The sequence below is a fragment of the Mesorhizobium calcicola genome (genome assembly GCF_042682105.1).
Lineage (GTDB): Bacteria > Pseudomonadota > Alphaproteobacteria > Rhizobiales > Rhizobiaceae > Mesorhizobium > Mesorhizobium calcicola.
In genome coordinates this window covers 65,111-82,777 of record NZ_JBHUGY010000074.1, presented here as the reverse complement: position 1 = coordinate 82,777, position 17,667 = coordinate 65,111, and the positions used below count along the sequence as shown (strand labels likewise).

Genomic DNA, 17,667 nt, shown 5'->3' with positions numbered 1-17,667 from the left:
GGGCTTCTATGAGCAGTCTTTCCTCATCGTCTGTTGCCGAGCGCGACATTGTCGCGCTCGAAGGCGTGACCAAACGGTTCCCGGGCATCGTCGCCAATGACAGCATCGACCTGGCGATCCGTCCGGGCGAGGTGCATGTGCTGCTCGGTGAGAACGGCGCCGGAAAATCGACGTTGATCGGCATGCTGTCTGGCCTGCACCAGCCGGACGAGGGACGCATATTGGTCGACGGCAAACCGACCCCGATCACCTCGCCGCGCCATGCGTTGTCGCTCGGCATCGGCACCGTCTTCCAGCACATGATGCTGGTGCCGACGCTGACCGTGGCTGAGAACCTGTTGCTTGGCGGACTCTGGTGGCAGCGGCCGAGGACCGAGGAACTGGCGGCGCGCGTCGCCGAGATCACCAGCACGCTCGGTATCACGGTGAAGCTGCATGCCAAGGTGTCGGAGCTTTCGCTTGGCGAACAGCAACAGGTCGAAATCCTGCGTGCGATGGTCCGCAACAGCCGGTTGCTGATCCTTGACGAGTCCACCTCCATGCTGACGCCGAAAGGCATCGACGAACTGGGCGCGCTGATGCGCCGCCTCGTCGAGCAGGGCCTGGCGATCGTCTTCATCACCCACAAGCTCAAGGAGGCGGCAGCCTTCGGCGACCGCATCTCGGTGCTGAAGCTCGGCCGCAAGGTCGGCGAGATCCCGCCCGAGCGGTTTCGCGCGCTGGGCGAACAGGAGATCATCTCGGAGATCGTGGAATTGATGTTCGGCAAGCAGAAGGACGATCCGGAAGCCGTCGAACATCCTCTCCGCACCATCCGCGCCGAAGCGGCCCCGCTGCTTCAGGTCGCGGATCTGGCGGTCGCGCCGACGGACAATGCGCCGGGCCTGTCGTCGATCTCCTTCGACATCCGCCCTGGCGAGATCCTCGGCATAGCCGGCATCGACGGCAACGGCCAGAAGCAGTTGGCGGAGGCGCTGGCCGGCCAGCGCGCGGCGACTGGTGGTTCGGTGAGGCTGGAGGGCGTTGCCATCGAGGCGCTGAGCGTCGGCCAACGCCGCCGGCGCGGACTGCGATACCTGACCGACGACCGGCTGGGCGAGGGCACTGTCGGAACCTTCCCGGTCTCGATCAACTTCTTTCTCAAGCAGGTCGGCGCGGCCCCGTTCTGGCGCAGCGGCGTCGAGCAGCGCGCGGAGATCGACAAGCGCGCCGCCCAGCTGGTGCGCGAATACGATGTGCGCACGCCAAGCCTGAAGACGCCCGTCGCACGGCTGTCCGGCGGCAACATCCAGAAGGTGCTTCTGGCGCGCGAACTGGCGGAAGGCGCCAAGGTGGTGATCTTCAACAAGCCGACCTATGGGCTCGATCTCGCCAACACATTGGCGTCGCGCCAGCGCATCCGCGACACGGCGGCGCGTGGCCTTGCCGTGCTTTTGATCTCCACCGACCTCGAGGAATTGCTGAGCATGTGCGACCGCATCGCCGTCATCGCCAGCGGAGCGCTGGTCGGCACCGTCGAGAACGCCGACGACGCCCGCACCAGGGTCGGTCGCCTGATGATCGGACTTGCCGCATGAGCATCGACACCGCACCCACGGTCAGCGCGACCGCACTCGATGCCACGAGCGGGGCGGCGACACGCCGCGACATCCTGCATCGGCTGCTGATGACGCTCGGCCCGATCCTGGCCGCTCTCGTCATAGCCGGCTGCATCCTGCTTGCCGTCGGCGTCGACCCACTCGCCTATTATGGCTACGTGCTGGAGAAAGGCCTGTTCTCGCCGCTCGGCATCCAGCAGACGCTGACGCGCATGGCGCCGCTGCTTTTTCTTGCCGCTGGCCTGATCGTGGCCTTTCGCGCGGGCATGTGGAATCTCGGCGGCGACGGCCAGTTCCTGCTCGGCGCGGTGACGGCGGCGGCCAGCGCTCCGGTGTTCGTTCAGATCATGCCGTCCTGGCTGGCGCTGATCTGCTCATTCCTCGTTGCCATGGTGGTGGCGATGATCTGGTCGCTGGTGCCGGCCCTGCTGCGTGCCTATCAGGGCGTCAACGAGATCATCACCACGCTGATGATGACGTTCCTCGGGACGTCGCTCGCCAATGTGCTGGTCAAGCTGGTGTTTCGCGATCCAGGCACGACCGTGCCGCAGACCCGCACGCTGTCCGTGGAAGACCGGCTGCCGCGCCTGTTCGAAACGACCATCACCAGCGGCCTGCTGCTTGGGCTGGCGGCGATCGTCATCGTGCATCTGGTGATGACGCGCACGGCGTTCGGGCTGAAGCTGAGGATCGTCGGCGCCAACCCGCGCGCGGCCATTCATTCGGGGCTCGGCGTGCCCGGCCTGACCATCGCCGTCTTCGCCATCTCGGCCGGGCTGGCCGGCCTTGCCGGCGCCGTCGACATCATCGGCGTCCAGGGCAATGTGCGCGCCGACTGGAATCCCGCCTACGGGCTTGCCGTTATCCCCGTGGTGTTTCTTGCCCGCATGAACGGCTTTGCAGCCATCGGTTTCGTGTTCCTGCTTTCGGTGCTTTCGATCGGCGGCGAGAGTGCGGCCCGGCGGCTCGGCGTACCCAATCATTTCACGCTAGTGCTGGTCTCCATCGTGCTGATCGTGCTCGCGCTCGCCGAATATTTCGATCACCGCTACAACCAGTCGCGGAGGGCATAGGGCATGACCGGGCTCTTCAGCGAAGTCTTTCTCGGCGCGCTGCTGTTCGGCGCCGTCACCGCGGCGATCCCGCTGCTGCTTGCCGGGCTCGGCGAGCAGATGTCCGAGAAGGCGGGCGTGCTCAATATCGGGATCGAAGGCATGATGCTGGCCGGCGCCTATCTCGGCTTTGTCGGCGCTTTCTATTCCGGTTCGCTGTGGCTGGGCTTTCTCACCGGTGCCGCCGGAGGCGTCGCGGTGGCGCTTGTCATGGCGCTGCTTTGCGTGCGCATCGGGCTGAACCAGATCGTCATTGGCATCGCGCTGACCTTGGGACTGGAAGGCCTGACGGCACTGCTTCACCATTTCCAATTTTCGCGCAGCTATCCGCGCCTGCCGGCAGCGGACGCGACGGTCATTCCGCTGCTTTCGGACATTCCGGTCATCGGCCCTGCCTTCTTCAAGCATCATCTGATCGTCTATCTGGCGGTCGCGCTGGTGTTCGGCATGGGCTACCTCTACCGGCGCACGCAGCTGGGCCTCAACCTGCAGGCTGCGGGCGACAAGCCGGCCGCGCTCGATGTCGCCGGCATCGACGTCATCAGGACCCGCACCATCGCCGTCTTGACCACCGGAGCGCTGGCCGGGCTTGGCGGCGCCTATCTCGCCAATGTCGGGGCCGGGCTGTTCATTCCGTTCATCACCAATGGTGCGGGCTTTCTCGGCATCGTGCTGGCCATGCTGGCGCGCGGTCGCCCGGTCTGGGTGCTGTTCGGCGCGTTGCTGTTCGGTGTCTGCCTGTCACTGACGACGGCCATGCAGGTGGCCGGCATCAACATACCGACCGACATCATCCAGATGCTGCCGTTCCTGGCGGTGATGGTCATGCTGGTGCTGTTCGGCCGGCGCGCCAGTCTGCCGGCAGCACTCGGCATTCCATACGAACGCGGCGCGCGCTGATCACAATCAAGCGCGGACGGGACCGCGCGCAAACAGGAGGCAAGAATGTCGGATACCAAGGTCTACCTGCTCGACGGCGGCTCGCTCGTTCTCGACGGTTATCACGTGTTCTGGAACCGCGGCCCCGGCGGCGAAGTGCGCTTCCCCGTCTATTCGATCCTGATCGAGCATGCCGAGGGCCGCTTTCTCATCGACACCGGCTACGACTACAATCACGTAATGAAGGTGCTGCCGTTCGAAAAGCCGATCCAGGAAAGGCACCAGACCATCCCCGGCGCCCTGGCGCTGCTCGGCCTCGAACCGAGGGACATCGATGTCGTCGTCAATTCGCATTTCCACTTCGACCATTGCGGCGGCAACAAGTATTTTCCGCACGCCAAGAAGATCTGCCATCGCAGCGAGGTGCCGCAGGCCTGCAATCCGCAGCCTTTCGAACACCTCGGCTATTCCGACCTGAGTTTTTCGGCGGAGGCGGCGGAGGCACGCGGCGCGACCGCGCAGTTGCTGGAGGGCACGACGCGCGCCAATTCGACCTTCGAGGGTATCGATGGCGACGTCGACCTTGCAAGGGGCGTCAAGCTGATCTCGACGCCTGGCCACTCGATCGGCCACTACAGCCTCCTGGTGGAATTCCCCAGGCGCAAGCCGATCATGTTCACCGTCGACGCTGCCTATACGCAGAAGAGCCTTGAAACCTTGTGCCAGGCGGCCTTTCACATCGATCCGGTGGCGGGCGTCAATTCGATGCGCAAGGTGAAGAAGCTGGCCGAGGACCATGGCGCCGAGCTGATGTATTCGCACGACATGGACAACTTCAAGACCTACAGGACCGGCACGCAGTTCTACGGCTGACCGTTGCCAATGCGGAGACAAGACCATGCGCTATTTTGACCATGCTGAACCGGTCATCACACTCACCTCGGGACCGGTGAACGCCTATCCTGATGTCCTGCGCGGCCTCGGCCGCACGGTGCTCTACGACTACGACCCGGCGTTCCAGCTCTTTTACGAGAAGGTGATCGACAAGGCGCAGAAGGCGATGCGGCTGTCGAACAGGCCGGTCATTCTGCATGGTGAGCCGGTGCTTGGCCTGGAGGCTGCCGCGGCCTCGCTGATCGCGCCCGACGACGTCGTGCTCAACCTTGCCTCCGGAGTTTACGGCAAGGGGTTTGGCTATTGGGCGAAGCGCTATTCGCCACATCTGCTCGAGATCGAGGTGCCCTACAACGAGGCGATCGATCCGCAGGCGGTTGCGGCCATGCTGAAGGCGCATCCGGAAATCACCGTCGTTTCCGTCTGCCACCACGACACGCCGTCCGGCACCATCAACCCGATCGACGCCATTGGCGCACTGGTTTCGGCGAATGGTGCCTATCTTATCGTCGACGCTGTCTCGTCCTTTGGCGGCATGAACACGCATCCGGAGGATTGCAAGGCCGATATCTATGTCACCGGCCCGAACAAATGCCTCGGCGCGCCTCCAGGGCTCACGATGATGGGTGTCAGCGAGCGGGCCTGGGCCAAGATGAAAGCCAACAAGGCAGCGCCACGCGCGTCGATGCTCAGCATCGTCGACTGGGAAAATGCATGGTCAAGGAACGAGCCGTTTCCGTTCACGCCGTCCGTCTCCGAGATGAGCGGGCTCGACGTCGCGCTCGACCTCTACCTGGGTGAGGGACCGGAGGCGGTGTGGGCGCGCCACGCACTCACGGCCAAGGCCATGCGCGCCGGCGTCGCCGCGATGGGCCTGTCGATCTGGGCCGCCAGCGACAAGATCGCATCGCCGACCACGACCGCCGTCCGCACGCCCGACGGCGTCGACGAGAAGGCGCTTCGCCAGGCCGCGCGCGCCCGTTACGGTGTGGTGTTCTCGTCGGGCCGTGGCGAAACATTGGGGAAGCTGACACGTATCGGCCATATGGGCCCGACCGCCCAGCCGATCTATGCGATCGCGGCGCTGACGGCACTTGGCGGCGCCATGAACGCGGCAGGGCAGAATCTCGCAATTGGCAAAGGCATCGATGCTGCGCTGGCAGTGATCGACGCCGACGCCTGACCAGACACCATCAGATCACGGATTGAGGGAGCATTTTCATGACTGAACGGCTTGCGGGAAAGACGGCCCTGGTTACCGGGGCGGCGCAAGGCATCGGCAAGGCGATCGCCGCGCGGTTGGCCGCCGATGGCGCGACGGTCATCGTCAGCGACATCAACGCGGAAGGCGCCAGGGCGGCGGCCGCGACGATCGGCGGAAAAGCGAAGGCGATCGCCGCCGACATTTCCGATCCGGCATCCGTCAAGGCGCTCTTCGCTGAAATCCAGGCCCTCACCGGCGGCATCGATATTCTGGTCAACAATGCCAGCATCGTGCCGTTCGTCGCCTGGGACGATGTCGATCTCGACCATTGGCGCAAGATCATCGACGTCAATCTGACGGGTACCTTCATCGTCAGCCGTGCCGGCACGGACCAGATGCGTGCGGCAGGCAAGGCCGGACGGGTGATCAGCATCGCATCCAACACCTTCTTTGCCGGCACGCCGAACATGGCGGCCTATGTCGCGGCCAAGGGCGGCGTCATCGGCTTCACCAGGGCGCTCGCCACCGAACTCGGCAAATACAACATCACCGCCAACGCGGTAACGCCTGGCCTGATCGAGAGCGACGGCGTCAAGTCGAGCCCGCATAACGAGGCGTTCGGCTTCGTCGAGATGCTTCAGGCGATGAAAGGCAAAGGACAGCCGGAACATATCGCCGATGTGGTTTCATTCCTGGCCTCCGACGATGCGCGCTGGATCACCGGCCAGACGCTCAATGTCGACGCCGGGATGGTGCGCCACTAAGCGCGTCGCGTCCCAAAACCACCGCACACTTTTGGGCGACTGCATCGGGTCGCATCAGCGGACGGGTGCGGCCTGAAGTGTATCCGCATGAGCAATTCCAGGAAAAGTGTGAAACGGTTTTCCGTCCGGAATTGTGTCGAACAAAGAGACGGAGCGGGCCGGCGTTTCCCTGAAACGATGAACCGCGCCGGACGGCCAACCAAGGGAAAATCATGGTGAACTTCGGATTCGACACGTCGCTGTTCGATGGACTGACGATTGCAATGCTGGTCGCCGGTCTGGCCATCACCGGCGTGGCGTCCGGCGTACTGGCCGGCCTGCTGGGGGTCGGCGGCGGAATCGTCATCGTCCCGGTGCTGTTCTGGGTGCTTGCGCTGTTTCACTTTTCGCCTGATGTGACCAGCCATCTGGCGGTCGCGACGTCGCTTGCGGTCATCATTCCTACCTCGATCTCATCGATGCGGTCGCACGGCAAGCGCGGCAATGTCGATCGGCCCCTGCTCGATCTCTGGGGGCCGGCCATTTTCATCAGCGCCCTGATCGGCGGCATCATGTCGAAATTCATTCCGGGCGGCGGCTTGCGGCTGGTTTTCGGCGTCGTCGGCCTGCTGGTGGCCGTCAACATGGCGATGCCGAAACATCTTGTGATCTCCGATCAACTGCCGCAAAGCAGCTGGATCAACCGTGCGATTGCCTCCGTCATCGGCGTCGTTTCTTCGCTCATGGGAATTGGCGGCGGCACGCTCTCTGTGCCGACGCTTTCCAGCTTTTCCTTTCCGGTCCATCGGGCTGTCGGCACGTCGTCGGCGCTTGGCCTGCTCATCGCGCTTCCGGCGGTGGCCGGCTTCATCTGGTCGGGTCTCGAGGTTGCCGGCAGGCCTCCGCTCAGTCTGGGTTACGTCAGCCTGCCGGCCGTTGCCATCGTAGCGCCCGTGAGCTTTCTGTTCGCACCCTTGGGCGCCAGGCTCGCCCATGCGCTTAACCCGCGCTATCTGAAACTTGCCTTTGCGTTCTTCCTGGCGATCACCGCCGGGAGAATGTTGCTTTCCTGAATCCCGGCTTCGCCCGGAACCCGTGAGCCTGGCGCGGTTTTCGCGGATTCTCCTGGTTTGGGATCAGCAGGTGGCGCGGCCGCCGGATACAAATCCGCCGCGCGCGCTTCGGGTTGAGGCCGACGCCGCTGCCAGAAGGGCGTGTCCCACCGCGCGGCGGCGGCATAGTGAGCAGCGAGCGCGGAGGCGTAGTCCGCAAAGCCCTGCGAGGCGATCATGGCGTAGCGCGTGCGTGCGAGTTCGTCATTTCCATCGACCATGTCCGACGCGGCATAGGCGGCGAGAATGCCCGAGCGCAGCGCATGCACGATCCCGCGCGACGAAAGCGGATCGGCGGCGAACAGGCAGTCGCCCGCCGCCACCCAGCGTTCACCCGCGGCTGGATCGACCGTGGCCGTTCCCGCCGACTTCACCGACGTTGCGGTTTCACGCGCGCCAGAAGGCAGCAGCGGTGCGATCAGCCGTGTTGCCGCCAGTGCGCGATACCAGGATTTCGGGTCGCGCAGTTCGTTACCGAGATCGGGATCGGTCAGGCACGCCACCACCCGGCGCCGGTCAGGCAAGTCGGCGCTGTACCACCAGCCCTCGGGGCGCGCCTCGATGACCATGCGACAATCGCCCGGCGCGCGGTCGAAGAAGCGGGTATACGCCGCGAGGTGACCGTGCACCCGCAGCTTCGCGCCGAAGGATCGCGCCAGTCTCCATCTGCGGCCCGCCGCCCAGATCACGGCGCTGGCGAGGATGTCGCCATCGACCAGATTGAGCCGCCAGCCCTGGCCCTCACGCACCGCCGAACGCACCTCGGTGCCAAGTCGCACCTGCGCGCCTGCTGCCGCTGCCGCCTGCACCAGAAGCCGATCGAACCGCGCCCGGTCGAGTTGCCAGCCTGCGCCTTGCGCGGAGTAGATGCTGTTCTGCTCGTCGGCCGCCTCGCCAGCCCATGCTGAAACGACTGCGCGGCTGTCCACGAAAGCCGCGGCAACGAATGGCGCCCAAACCCCGAGCTGGCGTAGCAGCCCCTGCGCCACCGCCGCCAACACCTCACCCGGTTTCATCAGGTCGTGCCGTCCCGCCTCGAGCAGCACCACGCGCCGTCCGGGCGCATGGCGGCGCAGCATCAGCGCTGCCGCCGCACCCGCCGGTCCGCCACCGATGACGACGAAATCAGCCTGCTCGCACGGCATAGAAGGATGCCACCACCCCTGCCGGGTTCGTGCTGCCGCCGTCGCCCGAATGTGGGATGGTGCGCACCACCGAGCCGACGATCGCGGGCACTTCCAGCCGGTCGGTGCTGTTCGGCCACACCGGCACAAGCCAGCCGATATAGTCGTAGATCCACTCTTCGCCGCCGACCACGCCCTTGCCCTGGAAGCGGACCTGCATCGGCGAACCGTAACCGAAGCTGCCGCGCAGATCGAGCGACCATCCCGGCCCACCGATCGTTCCCGAAAGCTCGGTCACCGACTGCTCGGCAATGGCCAGCGTGCCTTCGCCGAACAATAGGTCGTTGGCCGCCTTGCCTATGTCGGGGTCGTTGTTGAAGCTGCGATAGGTCCAGTTGCCGACAAAGGGATTGGTCACGGTCATTCTCCCGAATCTTCGACGCAGATGTATTTGACACCGGGCGAGGGCTGATCGAGCCCGCCGGAGGGATTACGGACCATGAAGCCGAGCTTCGACCATTCGGTCACCATCTTGAGGTCGCCGGCAAGCGTCTGCGGAATGCCGCGTGCCCAGTTGCGGAACTGGGGATCGGGGTCGGCGGGGTAGTAGACCTGCATCGGCCGGTGCGCCGGCCACCACAGCGTCTCCCACACGCGCCGCTCGCGCTCCATCAGCGTGTCGCCGACGCTGCCTGGATAGAGCACGTTCCATTCCTCGTAAGTGACGTCGATCGTCTGGGTAGAGCATTCGTTGAAGTCGGCCTGCCAGGGCAACCCACTGAGCTTGGTCAGATCGCCGGGCTGCAGACCTGTATCGAAGTCACTACCTTGCGACAGCGGGTCGGAGGCATAGGCGATATAGCCTTCCTCGCTGACACCCGCACCCCAGCGATTTGCGTTCTCCTGGGCGGCGGTCAGCGCGAAGCTATACCATTCGGGGTCGGCTTTGATGCGATAGGGCTCGCGCCAGATCGCCGGGTTGCGGATGATCCACGTCACCTCGCCGCCGGGGCAGAAGGCGCCGCCGAGCCCGTTCGACAGCACACCCTGGTCGAGTCCACGGCCGCCCGGCACGTTCCAGTCCTTATAGGGCTGCCATGGATCGATGGCCGGCGCGAAGCCCGCATCCACCTCGTCGATGAAGATGCCCGCCGCCCATTGCCTGAGCAAAAAGAGCTGCGTGTCGGTCAGTCGCAGGAACTTGCTCACCGTCTTGTTGGTGATCGGGTTGTCGCCGGCCAGCAGCGGCATCAGCGGCAGGTGGTAGGTGCGCGTCGCCGGGTTGGCTTCGAGCCGGAACAGGTTCTCTTCGCCGGGCTTGCGCAAGAGGTCGAACAGATATTGCCGCGCGGGGCGGCCCGGATCGGTCGTCGCGTCCTTGGTCGCCGCGGCGAGCGCGCGGTCCAGCAACTGGCCGGAACGGTACTCGAATGCCAGCCGACGCAGCGCCGCTTCGATCGGCTCGTCCGGGTCGGTCGTGCGGTCGGGCTCCTCCGGCTCCTGGCGCGAGGACGAGCGGGCGAGCGCCAGCAACCGCTTCTGGGGAGGCGTGGCGGCAGCGGTGATGCGCCCGATGACGTCGGTGACATCAGCGTCGAATGCCTTGCGCGCTCCTTCATACGTCGCGTCCGCAGCGGTGTCGTTTTCGCTGAACACTTGTCGCCAGCGCAGCGCATAAGCGCGCGGCGCCTCGCCATTTTCAGGTGGGCAGACTGTAGTGGTGAAGGTGGCCGCAGCTGCCTTGAGCGTCGCACCAGCATCGCCGACGACGGCATCTTTCGCGGCGCCCGGCGCTTGCGTTGCGTCGAGCAGCATCAGGCTCGGCTCGACCGCAGCCTCGAGCAATCGTCCGGCGACATGATCATCTTTCGCCCGGCCCTCCTTTTGCGTTAACGCACGCGGCGCGATACGCGGCGGGATGCACAAGCGATAGGGGTCGAACGTCCCCCGGCTCGACTGGTTGTGCGGAAAATTCGATTGCTGGAGTATGTTGGCAAAGTAGGAGAATTCGTCGGCGCGGAAAATGATCGGCCAGATGTCGCGCCAGAACCACGGCCGGTAGGCCGGGTTCCATTCCACCGGCCCGGCTTTCCAGTGCAGCAGGGCAGCCGTGTCGGTCGGATCGATCTTTTGCGGCGCGTCGAACGTTCCTGCCGTGCCGTACATGTCGGTGCGATAGGCGAATTCGCGGATCGACATGTCCTCGACCACGTCCTCCAGCGTAACCATGTCGAGCACTTCCGGCGCATAGCGGGGATAACCGACCAGCACCCAGGCCGGATATTCGACATCGATGTAGCGCAGCCGCTGGACGCGCTCCTCCATCATCACAAGCCGCGCCATCACCGGGCCGTCCGAAATGTCGTCGAACCAGCCGTCGCTGTTGGCGTAGGTCTCGATGCGCGGATGGCCAAACCCGCTGAGGAACGAGCCGCTGTTGCCATGCCCGCCCAGCACCAGCAGCCGGCCGTTGTCGTCCGTCATCATGTCGCCCAGCGTGTCGATGTCGTTCGGCGCCATCCCGGTCGGTGGGAAGGTGACGGCATAGGCCGGGTTGGTGTCGCGCCCGAAGCTTGCCTTGCGCCGCGCGGTGCAATCGACCGCTTGCGGGCCGGCGTCGACGATCAGATTCTGCCGCTCGACCGGATCTGTGATGCCGGCGTTGCGCAGCGGCGTGCCCGCGGGATAGCCCGCTTCGCCGCGCAGGCCATCGAAGGTGAACCACACCGCCTTCTTGTTGGCGAGTTGGACGCGCCACTGGATATCGACCAGCTTGCCGCAATTGCCGCCGCCCTCGACATGGTCGCCGATCTTCAACGGGACGCCGTCCGGATTGTCTGCGTTATAGAAGAAGATCTGGAAGCGCGCCGCCTGGCGCTTGATGCGGCCCTTATTGTCCTTGAAGTGCTTGATCGGCGCGTCGCCCTTGGCGGCATTGCCGTTGGCGTCGCATTCGATCGGCAACTGCGCCGGCTTTTCCGGAGAGATGCAGAAACCCTCGGGGCTGTCGCCGAGCCGGGCGATGCCGACGGCGGGGTGGATGCGATAGACTGTTGGGTCGGCCATTTGATTTCCCCTCGGTGCCTGTGCCGGCCGTGTCTTCTGGTTCAGTCGAGAAAGTTGAGCGAGACGCCGTCGAGCCGCAGCAGCTCACGGTCTTCCTCATAGGAAGCGCCGATCACGACCAGGCTCACCGTGAGGCTGGTGGCACCAGCCGCGATCAGCCGGCGTGCCGCGCGCGTTACGTCGATGCGGTGGTTGCGCGGTGTGTTCATGCTGCGCTCGCGCAGGTCGAACTTGCGGTTCTCCGCTGGCGGAATCTCGCAATGCCCGGGTCCGCCGAAACATTCGCCATGGCCGAAGATCGCTGCGTAACCGGCGTAGCCTGGTAGGTTGAGCGGCGTGCTGGCATCGGCATCCGGTGTGTTGAGAAACACGCGGATGAAGCAGGAGCGCGGCAACTGCGGCACGCGGTGCAGCCGCACTTCGGCCGAGCGGAAGCTCTTGGTCGCGTGAGGCACCGCGATCGGCGCCGAGACGAAGCGCCCGACCGGATTGGTCAGCCCGACCGGCATGAGGCATCCGCCGCGCACATACTCATAGCCGAAGCGGTTCATGTCGAGCGTATCGCGCACCGCGTAGCTCCACGGCGTCAGCGCGGAATCGAGATCGGCGGGCAGCCCGTCGGGATGGTCCTGCTGCCAGCGCCACCAGAGCCGGTCGATATTGGCGTGCACCGGCCAGAAGATCGGGTCGTAGGACGCGGTCAGGTTCGAGAACATGTCGCCGAACTGCGGCTCGGAGTAGAGGTCGTCGCGCTGGTGGAACTTGCGCCCGGCTACGCGCACCGCGCTGTTGCGGTCGGCGGGCGCGCTGGTCTTGAACGCGGGGTTCATGCCCCCGGTCCAGATGTGCATGGTGTTGTGCGGATTCTGGTCGAGGAAGCCGAAGCTGTCGACATAAAGGCTGCCGCCGCCGAAGTCGCGAAAGGTGCGCAGGCTGAGGATCTCGTCGATGTCCTCCTGCGCCGGGTAATGATAGTGGATGACGGTGTTGATCGTACCTTTGCCGAACTGGCCGGAATAGCGCAGCGGATACCAAAGAGAATTGGCCTCGAGCAGCGCATCGATCAGCCGCTTGCGGTTCTCGCCCGCCACATAGTCCTTGCCGCAGGCGTCACTGACCGCGTCATAGATTTCAGTCGGGTTGGCCCAGAGCTGGCCGACCAGTGTGTCGATCTTTGCCGGGAAACCGTGATCGCGCAGGAAGCGCGCCGAGTCTTCCGTCAGAAAGCCCTTGAAAGCGTCGGGGAGGATTGCGCCGTTCCCCGGATCTCGCGGCTTGTAGCGCTCGGCCGGGAAATCCCACCAAGGCATGGTCACATCCGGGCAGAAATCCTGCAGCGCCTGTTCGAATTCATAAAGATACACGCGATGCCACGGCAGGAAGCGCTCCCAGCCATGCTGACAATGGTTCTGGTGGATCAGCGCCAGATTGTTGTAGCTGCGCTTGTCGCCGACCCATTTGTTGAGCTTGTAGAGCTCGCGAAATGCATGGCGCAGCCGCTCCTTCTGCGCGTCGTCCAGCACATCGACATCCATGCGCTGCCGCAACTCGCCCTTGGCGTAGCGCCACGCCGCCGGATCGGATGCCGGGCCGAAGACCGGTCCGGGGAGCCCCTTGACCTCGACGCGGGCCTCGGTCGTTACGCTGACTTCGCCAGCAAGCGCGACCGTCTCGATCAGCTCTCCGGGGCAACCTTCTTCGATCCAGGTCTCGATGCGGTCTATGTCGTCGTCAGCGACCGGCGTGCCGCCCCAGGGCAGACGCGGAAATTGCTTGCCGTCGAACGGCGGCAGTCCGCGCAGACCGCGAACCAGCGCCGAGCGCGCACCGCGCCCTTTGGCGTCGCTCTTGCCGCAGCAGGTGGTCGAAAGCGGCGCGATCAGCGGCATGCCGTGCAATTGCAGCCCTAGGAAGTCCGGCAGCGTCAGCCCCGTCAGGCTGCCTGGCCCTTCGTTGCCGCCGGCTGCGGTGAGGATTGCTTCGACGTCACTCCACGTAAACGGCGCGCCGGGATCCGGCGTCTGCGCCTTACTTGTGGGCATCGTGACCACCCATCTGCATCTGCCCATCCATTCCCTGCATCAGCATGGCGTCGCCCTGCGTGGGGCCGACCACCTGGTCGGGCAGCACCACGGCAACGTTTTGCATCATGCCCTGATCCTCATGGTCGAGGATGTGGCAGTGGAGCACGTACTCGCCGATATAGCGTTCGTAGCGGGTGCGCAGCGTGATCGTGTAGATGCCTGAAAAGCCCGTAGGCAGGGTTTGCGGTATCAGACTCTTGATCCACAGCGTGTCTTTCCACACGCCCTTGAGTCCCGGATATTGCGGGTCGGGCGCGCCGGCGATGTCGTCTATTGCTCCAGGAGCGCTGACGTCCTTGCCGAGGGGATCGGTGATCGAGACGATCTGGAACGGATTGACGTGGATGTGGAACGGATGGCTGACGAAATGCGACTGCAGCGTCCAGACCTGCGCCTTGCCGAGCGGCAACTGGCGGTCGATGCGGGTCGGGTCATAGGGTTTGACGTCGGCGGTGTTAAGGGTGTTGCCGACCTCGAACTTCACGTCGGGCCCCGTCGTGTCGATGAAGAAGGTCAGTTCCTGCGTGCCGTTGCCCTTGACCTCCTCGTCCGTGATGTCGGGGTGCGGCGTGAAGCTGGTCAATTTCATGCCAGCCTTGAGATCGGCCACCACCGTCGCCTTGACGTTGGCGGGCATGTTGGCCTCGGCGAGTGCAACCAGCTTGCTGTTAATGTAGGTCTCAACATTGTCGACCGGCTTGCCCGGCGCAACGTCGACCAGGCCGAGCAGCTGCGGCCCGACATCGAGCCCGTTGACCACGCCCGATTTCGGGGCGGAGGAATCGATCACGCAGTAGCGCCCGGCCTCCGGAAAGACCACCAGCGCGTCGAAGCGATAGCCGGGTTGGAACGTCGCCAGCTTGGTCATTTGCGTCGCCGCCATTGTCAGGCCATCGGCGGCGACCAGCGCATAGGGCACTGGTTTGGTGTCGCAGGTGTCCTTGATGAAGGAAGCCGTGGCGTCAGCCTCGAGCAGCGTCTTGACGCCGGGCTTGAGCTTGCCGTCAAGCACCTTGAAGAATTGCAAGCTGATCGTGTCGCGCACTCCGGCATGTACCATGCGCCAGCGCTCGATCTGGCCCTGCGTTGCCTTGAGGGGGTCGTTGGGATTGAACACCCTGCCATTGAGTGAGGTATAGCGCCCCGATGCCGGCCAGGTGCCCGGCCCGAACTGGTCATAGCCCTCGATGCCGCCGACATCGCCGGGGTCGCAGAAATAGCGGCCCTTAATGTTCTGCTTGATCGGGCCGAGGTCGCCGGGCTTGGCCGCCGGCCCGCGGCAGGCATACTGGATCTGCTGCATCACCAACACCCGCTCGGGGATCGCCGAGGTCGGGATCAGCGTGTCGATGTCGCCATGCGCTGTCGGCGTCGGCGGACGGTTGCCGCGAATGATTAGCGCGCCAGCCATGCCGCTCGACACCTGCAGCGCCGTCGAGCCGTGGCGGTGCGTGTGGTACCAGAACGTGCCCGAGGGATGATCCGACGGGATGTTGTACTCGTAGGTGAACTGCGTCTGCGGGTTGATCGACAACAGCACGTTGTCGCTGTTGCCGGTCGGGCTGACCCACAGCCCGTGGGTGTGCAGATTGGTGCCGTTGAAGCAGTGGGGGATGTCGGGCATCTGGCCCGCGGCCATGCAGCCAGGGTCGCCGGGCTGCGGCCCTGCCGGCAACTGATTGTCGAGGGTGACGCGCACCGTGTCGCCTGGAATGGCCTCGATCGTCGGCGAGACATAGGGAGCATTGGGATCAACGCCCTTGCCGGTGTAGCCGCGCAGATGGACCTTGTCGTAGCCGCCCGTGGACGGGTTGTAGATCTGGTTGTCGATATAGTCGATCTTGAGATTGAGCAGGCGGTCGCCGCGCACCGGCAGTGTGTTGCCGGGCAGTGGCGCGGCCGGTGCAAGCTCCGTCAGGGCAGGCTTGGCGATCGGCGCGCGTTCATCCTGCAGCACTGGTGGATTGAGGATCTCGGCCGCTGCGGGCAGCACCGCGATCGGTCCCAGGCTGCTGCTGACGAAAACACCCGCGAGAATTCGCGCACGCGCCATCGATCCACCAAGCGACATGGGGCCCCCTCATATTGGCTGTAGACTTCGATCAGTAAACATAGTGCGCCCGATCCGGAAAACTGTCCAGCTCGCAAAATCGCAAAATCTAAAATTTACTTCTAGCAACACTGTGATGACGCATTTAAGAACTCGCTTATACGACTCACGACCAGTTCATTTCAATCTTGCTCTATTTTTAATCAGTTTAGGTGCCGGTCAGTGGTCGACCAATCCAGCCTGCCGACCTTTACCCCGAAGCAAAGCTGATGGCCGATGGTCACAGCGCTTGTAATGTCACGGTGGGCGCGGCAGTCACCACTTTTGGAAGCCCGCTCAGGACGGAGCCGCTGCCAAAATAGGCTACGAACAGCACCGAGGTTCCCCAGTTGAACTCGAATGTGTAGTTGTTGCCGCCGGTCGTCCCATAATAGCCGGGCGGGGCCGCTGTCGGCTGGCCGGGCCCGGTATCGCCATACTGCGAATTCAGCGCGATCGCATAGGCATTGTTGCCTTTGCTGTCCTGAGGGCCGCCGATGAAAGCGAACAGGCACAGGCCGGGTGAATTCGTCTGGAAGCCCAGCTGCATGAATTGAGGCAGCGTGACCGCTTTCAACGTGGTGTCGACGGCGACCGGTATGGCGTCGCCGTTGGTCGGCAAAGGCGTTGGCGCCGCGCCCATGCCCGGCCCATAGGCCGCGATCCAGATCGGTGTCTTGGCGTTAACGCTGACGTTGGTGAGAGTCAGATTGTTGGCCTGCCAATTGTTGATCAGGATAGTCGGCTGCAAGGCCAGCGCCCGGGCAAGCAGGAATTGCGGCGGGTTGCTGCCGCTGGTCATCGCCAGCTTGCCGTCATTGTTCAATTCGGAGGCATTCTGGAAAGCCAGGATCATCGACCCGTTGGGCGTCTGCGGCATCGCCACGCTGTCGCGCACGGCAAGCTCCACGGGGGAGCCGTCCCAGTTGTCGTTGACCAGGGATTGACCCAGAATGGTGAAGTCCGAAGGTGGCATGGCTTCCGTCTCAGAGAGCAGCCAGGATGGCGGAAAGGCGGACCGATACGCAGGCCTACAGGGATTGCAGCAGAGTCGTCACCGGCGTTGCCGTCTGTGGCGAGAGATTGACCACGTAGACTATCGCTGCCCCCCAATTGAAGGACATCGTGTATCGGTTGCCGGCCGCCGTGGCGTAAAATCCGTCCGGGGGAGGGTTCCCGGGCGGTGGTCCGGTGTCGCCGCTCGGCGCGTTGAGCGCAATCACATAGGCATTGTTGCCGGACTGGTCCAGCGGGCCGCCGACCACCGCGACGACCTGCTGATTGCTGGTGCTCGAGCTGAATTCAAGCTGCATCCAGTTCGGTGTCGTTATTCCCTGCACCGCCTGCCGCATCGCCAGCTGGACAGGTGTCCCGATCGTGAGCGGGCCCGGCTGCATGCTGGGGATGCCGGGGCCGAAGGCCTGGACGAAGATGGGGGTCGCGGCATTGAGACTGGTGTTGGTGAGGGTCAGGTTGTTGGCCTGCCAGTTCGCCGTCAGGACGCTGATCATCCGCGCCAGGGCCGGAACCCGAGCGTTCGTTGGCGCGCTGCTGCCCGAGGTGAAGGTGAGCCTGCCTTCGTTGTTCTGCTGCGCCTGGTTGAAGTAGCCGACGATGAGGGAGCCGTTGGGCGTCTGCGGCATGCTCACGCTGCCACGGACCGCCAGGACCTGGGGCTGGCCGCTCCAGGCCGCGTTGACCGTGCCCCCTACGACGAAATCACTCATGTCAGGATGTCCTCTTTGCACCGGCGTTGCCGCGG

14 protein-coding genes are annotated in these 17,667 nt (G+C 64.4%); 7 read left to right on the top strand and 7 right to left on the bottom strand.

What is annotated here, in order from left to right; genetic code table 11:
• Nucleotides 1–8: 8 nt before the first annotated feature.
• The 7 genes from ACFSQT_RS36460 (at nt 9) to ACFSQT_RS36430 (ending at nt 7,503) form a co-directional block, all read left to right on the top strand.
• The gene (locus ACFSQT_RS36460) at nt 9–1,577 is read left to right on the top strand and encodes a putative B6 ABC transporter ATP-binding protein (RefSeq protein ID WP_379026867.1); all 1,569 of its coding nucleotides are present in this window, start codon (nt 9–11) and stop codon (nt 1,575–1,577) included.
• Nucleotides 1,574–2,671 (top strand): putative B6 ABC transporter permease subunit 2, encoded by a 1,098-nt coding sequence (locus ACFSQT_RS36455; RefSeq protein ID WP_379026866.1) that lies wholly within the window; start codon nt 1,574–1,576, stop codon nt 2,669–2,671. The genes ACFSQT_RS36460 and ACFSQT_RS36455 overlap by 4 nt, the downstream gene beginning before the upstream one ends.
• 3 nt (nt 2,672–2,674) lie before the next feature.
• Nucleotides 2,675–3,610: a putative B6 ABC transporter permease subunit 1 gene (locus ACFSQT_RS36450; RefSeq protein ID WP_379026865.1), complete on the top strand. Its 936-nt coding sequence runs from the start codon at nt 2,675–2,677 to the stop codon at nt 3,608–3,610.
• A 45-nt stretch (nt 3,611–3,655) separates the two neighbouring features.
• Nucleotides 3,656–4,462 carry a 4-pyridoxolactonase gene (pldA, locus tag ACFSQT_RS36445; RefSeq protein ID WP_379026864.1) on the top strand — a complete coding sequence of 269 codons (807 nt, stop codon included), beginning with the start codon at nt 3,656–3,658 and terminating at the stop codon, nt 4,460–4,462.
• A gap of 25 nt (nt 4,463–4,487) precedes the next feature.
• On the top strand, nt 4,488–5,666 hold the full coding sequence (gene ppaT, locus ACFSQT_RS36440; protein WP_379026863.1) for a pyridoxamine--pyruvate transaminase: 1,179 nt from the start codon (nt 4,488–4,490) through the stop codon (nt 5,664–5,666).
• Between the two features lie 38 nt (nt 5,667–5,704).
• Entirely contained in the window at nt 5,705–6,451 is a 747-nt protein-coding gene (gene pldH, locus ACFSQT_RS36435) for a pyridoxal 4-dehydrogenase, SDR-type (RefSeq protein WP_379026862.1), read from the top strand.
• Nucleotides 6,452–6,666: 215 nt separating this feature from the next.
• Nucleotides 6,667–7,503: a sulfite exporter TauE/SafE family protein gene (locus ACFSQT_RS36430; RefSeq protein WP_379026861.1), complete on the top strand. Its 837-nt coding sequence runs from the start codon at nt 6,667–6,669 to the stop codon at nt 7,501–7,503.
• On the opposite strand, the gene ACFSQT_RS36425 is transcribed toward ACFSQT_RS36430, so the two are convergent.
• From ACFSQT_RS36425 to ACFSQT_RS36395, 7 genes are all read right to left on the bottom strand, one after another.
• Complete coding sequence (locus ACFSQT_RS36425) at nt 7,440–8,687, bottom strand: NAD(P)/FAD-dependent oxidoreductase (RefSeq protein WP_379026860.1); 1,248 nt, start codon at nt 8,685–8,687, stop codon at nt 7,440–7,442. The two genes, ACFSQT_RS36430 and ACFSQT_RS36425, sit on opposite strands and share 64 nt — an antisense overlap.
• Nucleotides 8,668–9,090, bottom strand: coding sequence for a hypothetical protein (locus ACFSQT_RS36420; RefSeq protein WP_379026859.1), 423 nt, complete (start codon nt 9,088–9,090; stop codon nt 8,668–8,670). Before ACFSQT_RS36420 ends, ACFSQT_RS36425 begins: the two co-directional genes overlap by 20 nt.
• Nucleotides 9,087–11,732 carry a LodA/GoxA family CTQ-dependent oxidase gene (locus tag ACFSQT_RS36415; RefSeq protein ID WP_379026858.1) on the bottom strand — a complete coding sequence of 882 codons (2,646 nt, stop codon included), beginning with the start codon at nt 11,730–11,732 and terminating at the stop codon, nt 9,087–9,089. Before ACFSQT_RS36415 ends, ACFSQT_RS36420 begins: the two co-directional genes overlap by 4 nt.
• Nucleotides 11,733–11,773: 41 nt before the next feature.
• Entirely contained in the window at nt 11,774–13,774 is a 2,001-nt protein-coding gene (locus ACFSQT_RS36410) for a tyrosinase family protein (protein ID WP_379026857.1), read from the bottom strand.
• Nucleotides 13,761–15,887: a multicopper oxidase family protein gene (locus ACFSQT_RS36405; protein ID WP_379026856.1), complete on the bottom strand. Its 2,127-nt coding sequence runs from the start codon at nt 15,885–15,887 to the stop codon at nt 13,761–13,763. The genes ACFSQT_RS36410 and ACFSQT_RS36405 overlap by 14 nt, the downstream gene beginning before the upstream one ends.
• A gap of 259 nt (nt 15,888–16,146) precedes the next feature.
• Nucleotides 16,147–16,881 carry a hypothetical protein gene (locus tag ACFSQT_RS36400; RefSeq protein WP_379026855.1) on the bottom strand — a complete coding sequence of 245 codons (735 nt, stop codon included), beginning with the start codon at nt 16,879–16,881 and terminating at the stop codon, nt 16,147–16,149.
• A gap of 55 nt (nt 16,882–16,936) precedes the next feature.
• Entirely contained in the window at nt 16,937–17,632 is a 696-nt protein-coding gene (locus ACFSQT_RS36395; RefSeq protein WP_379026854.1) for a hypothetical protein, read from the bottom strand.
• Between the last annotated feature and the right edge of the window lie 35 nt (nt 17,633–17,667).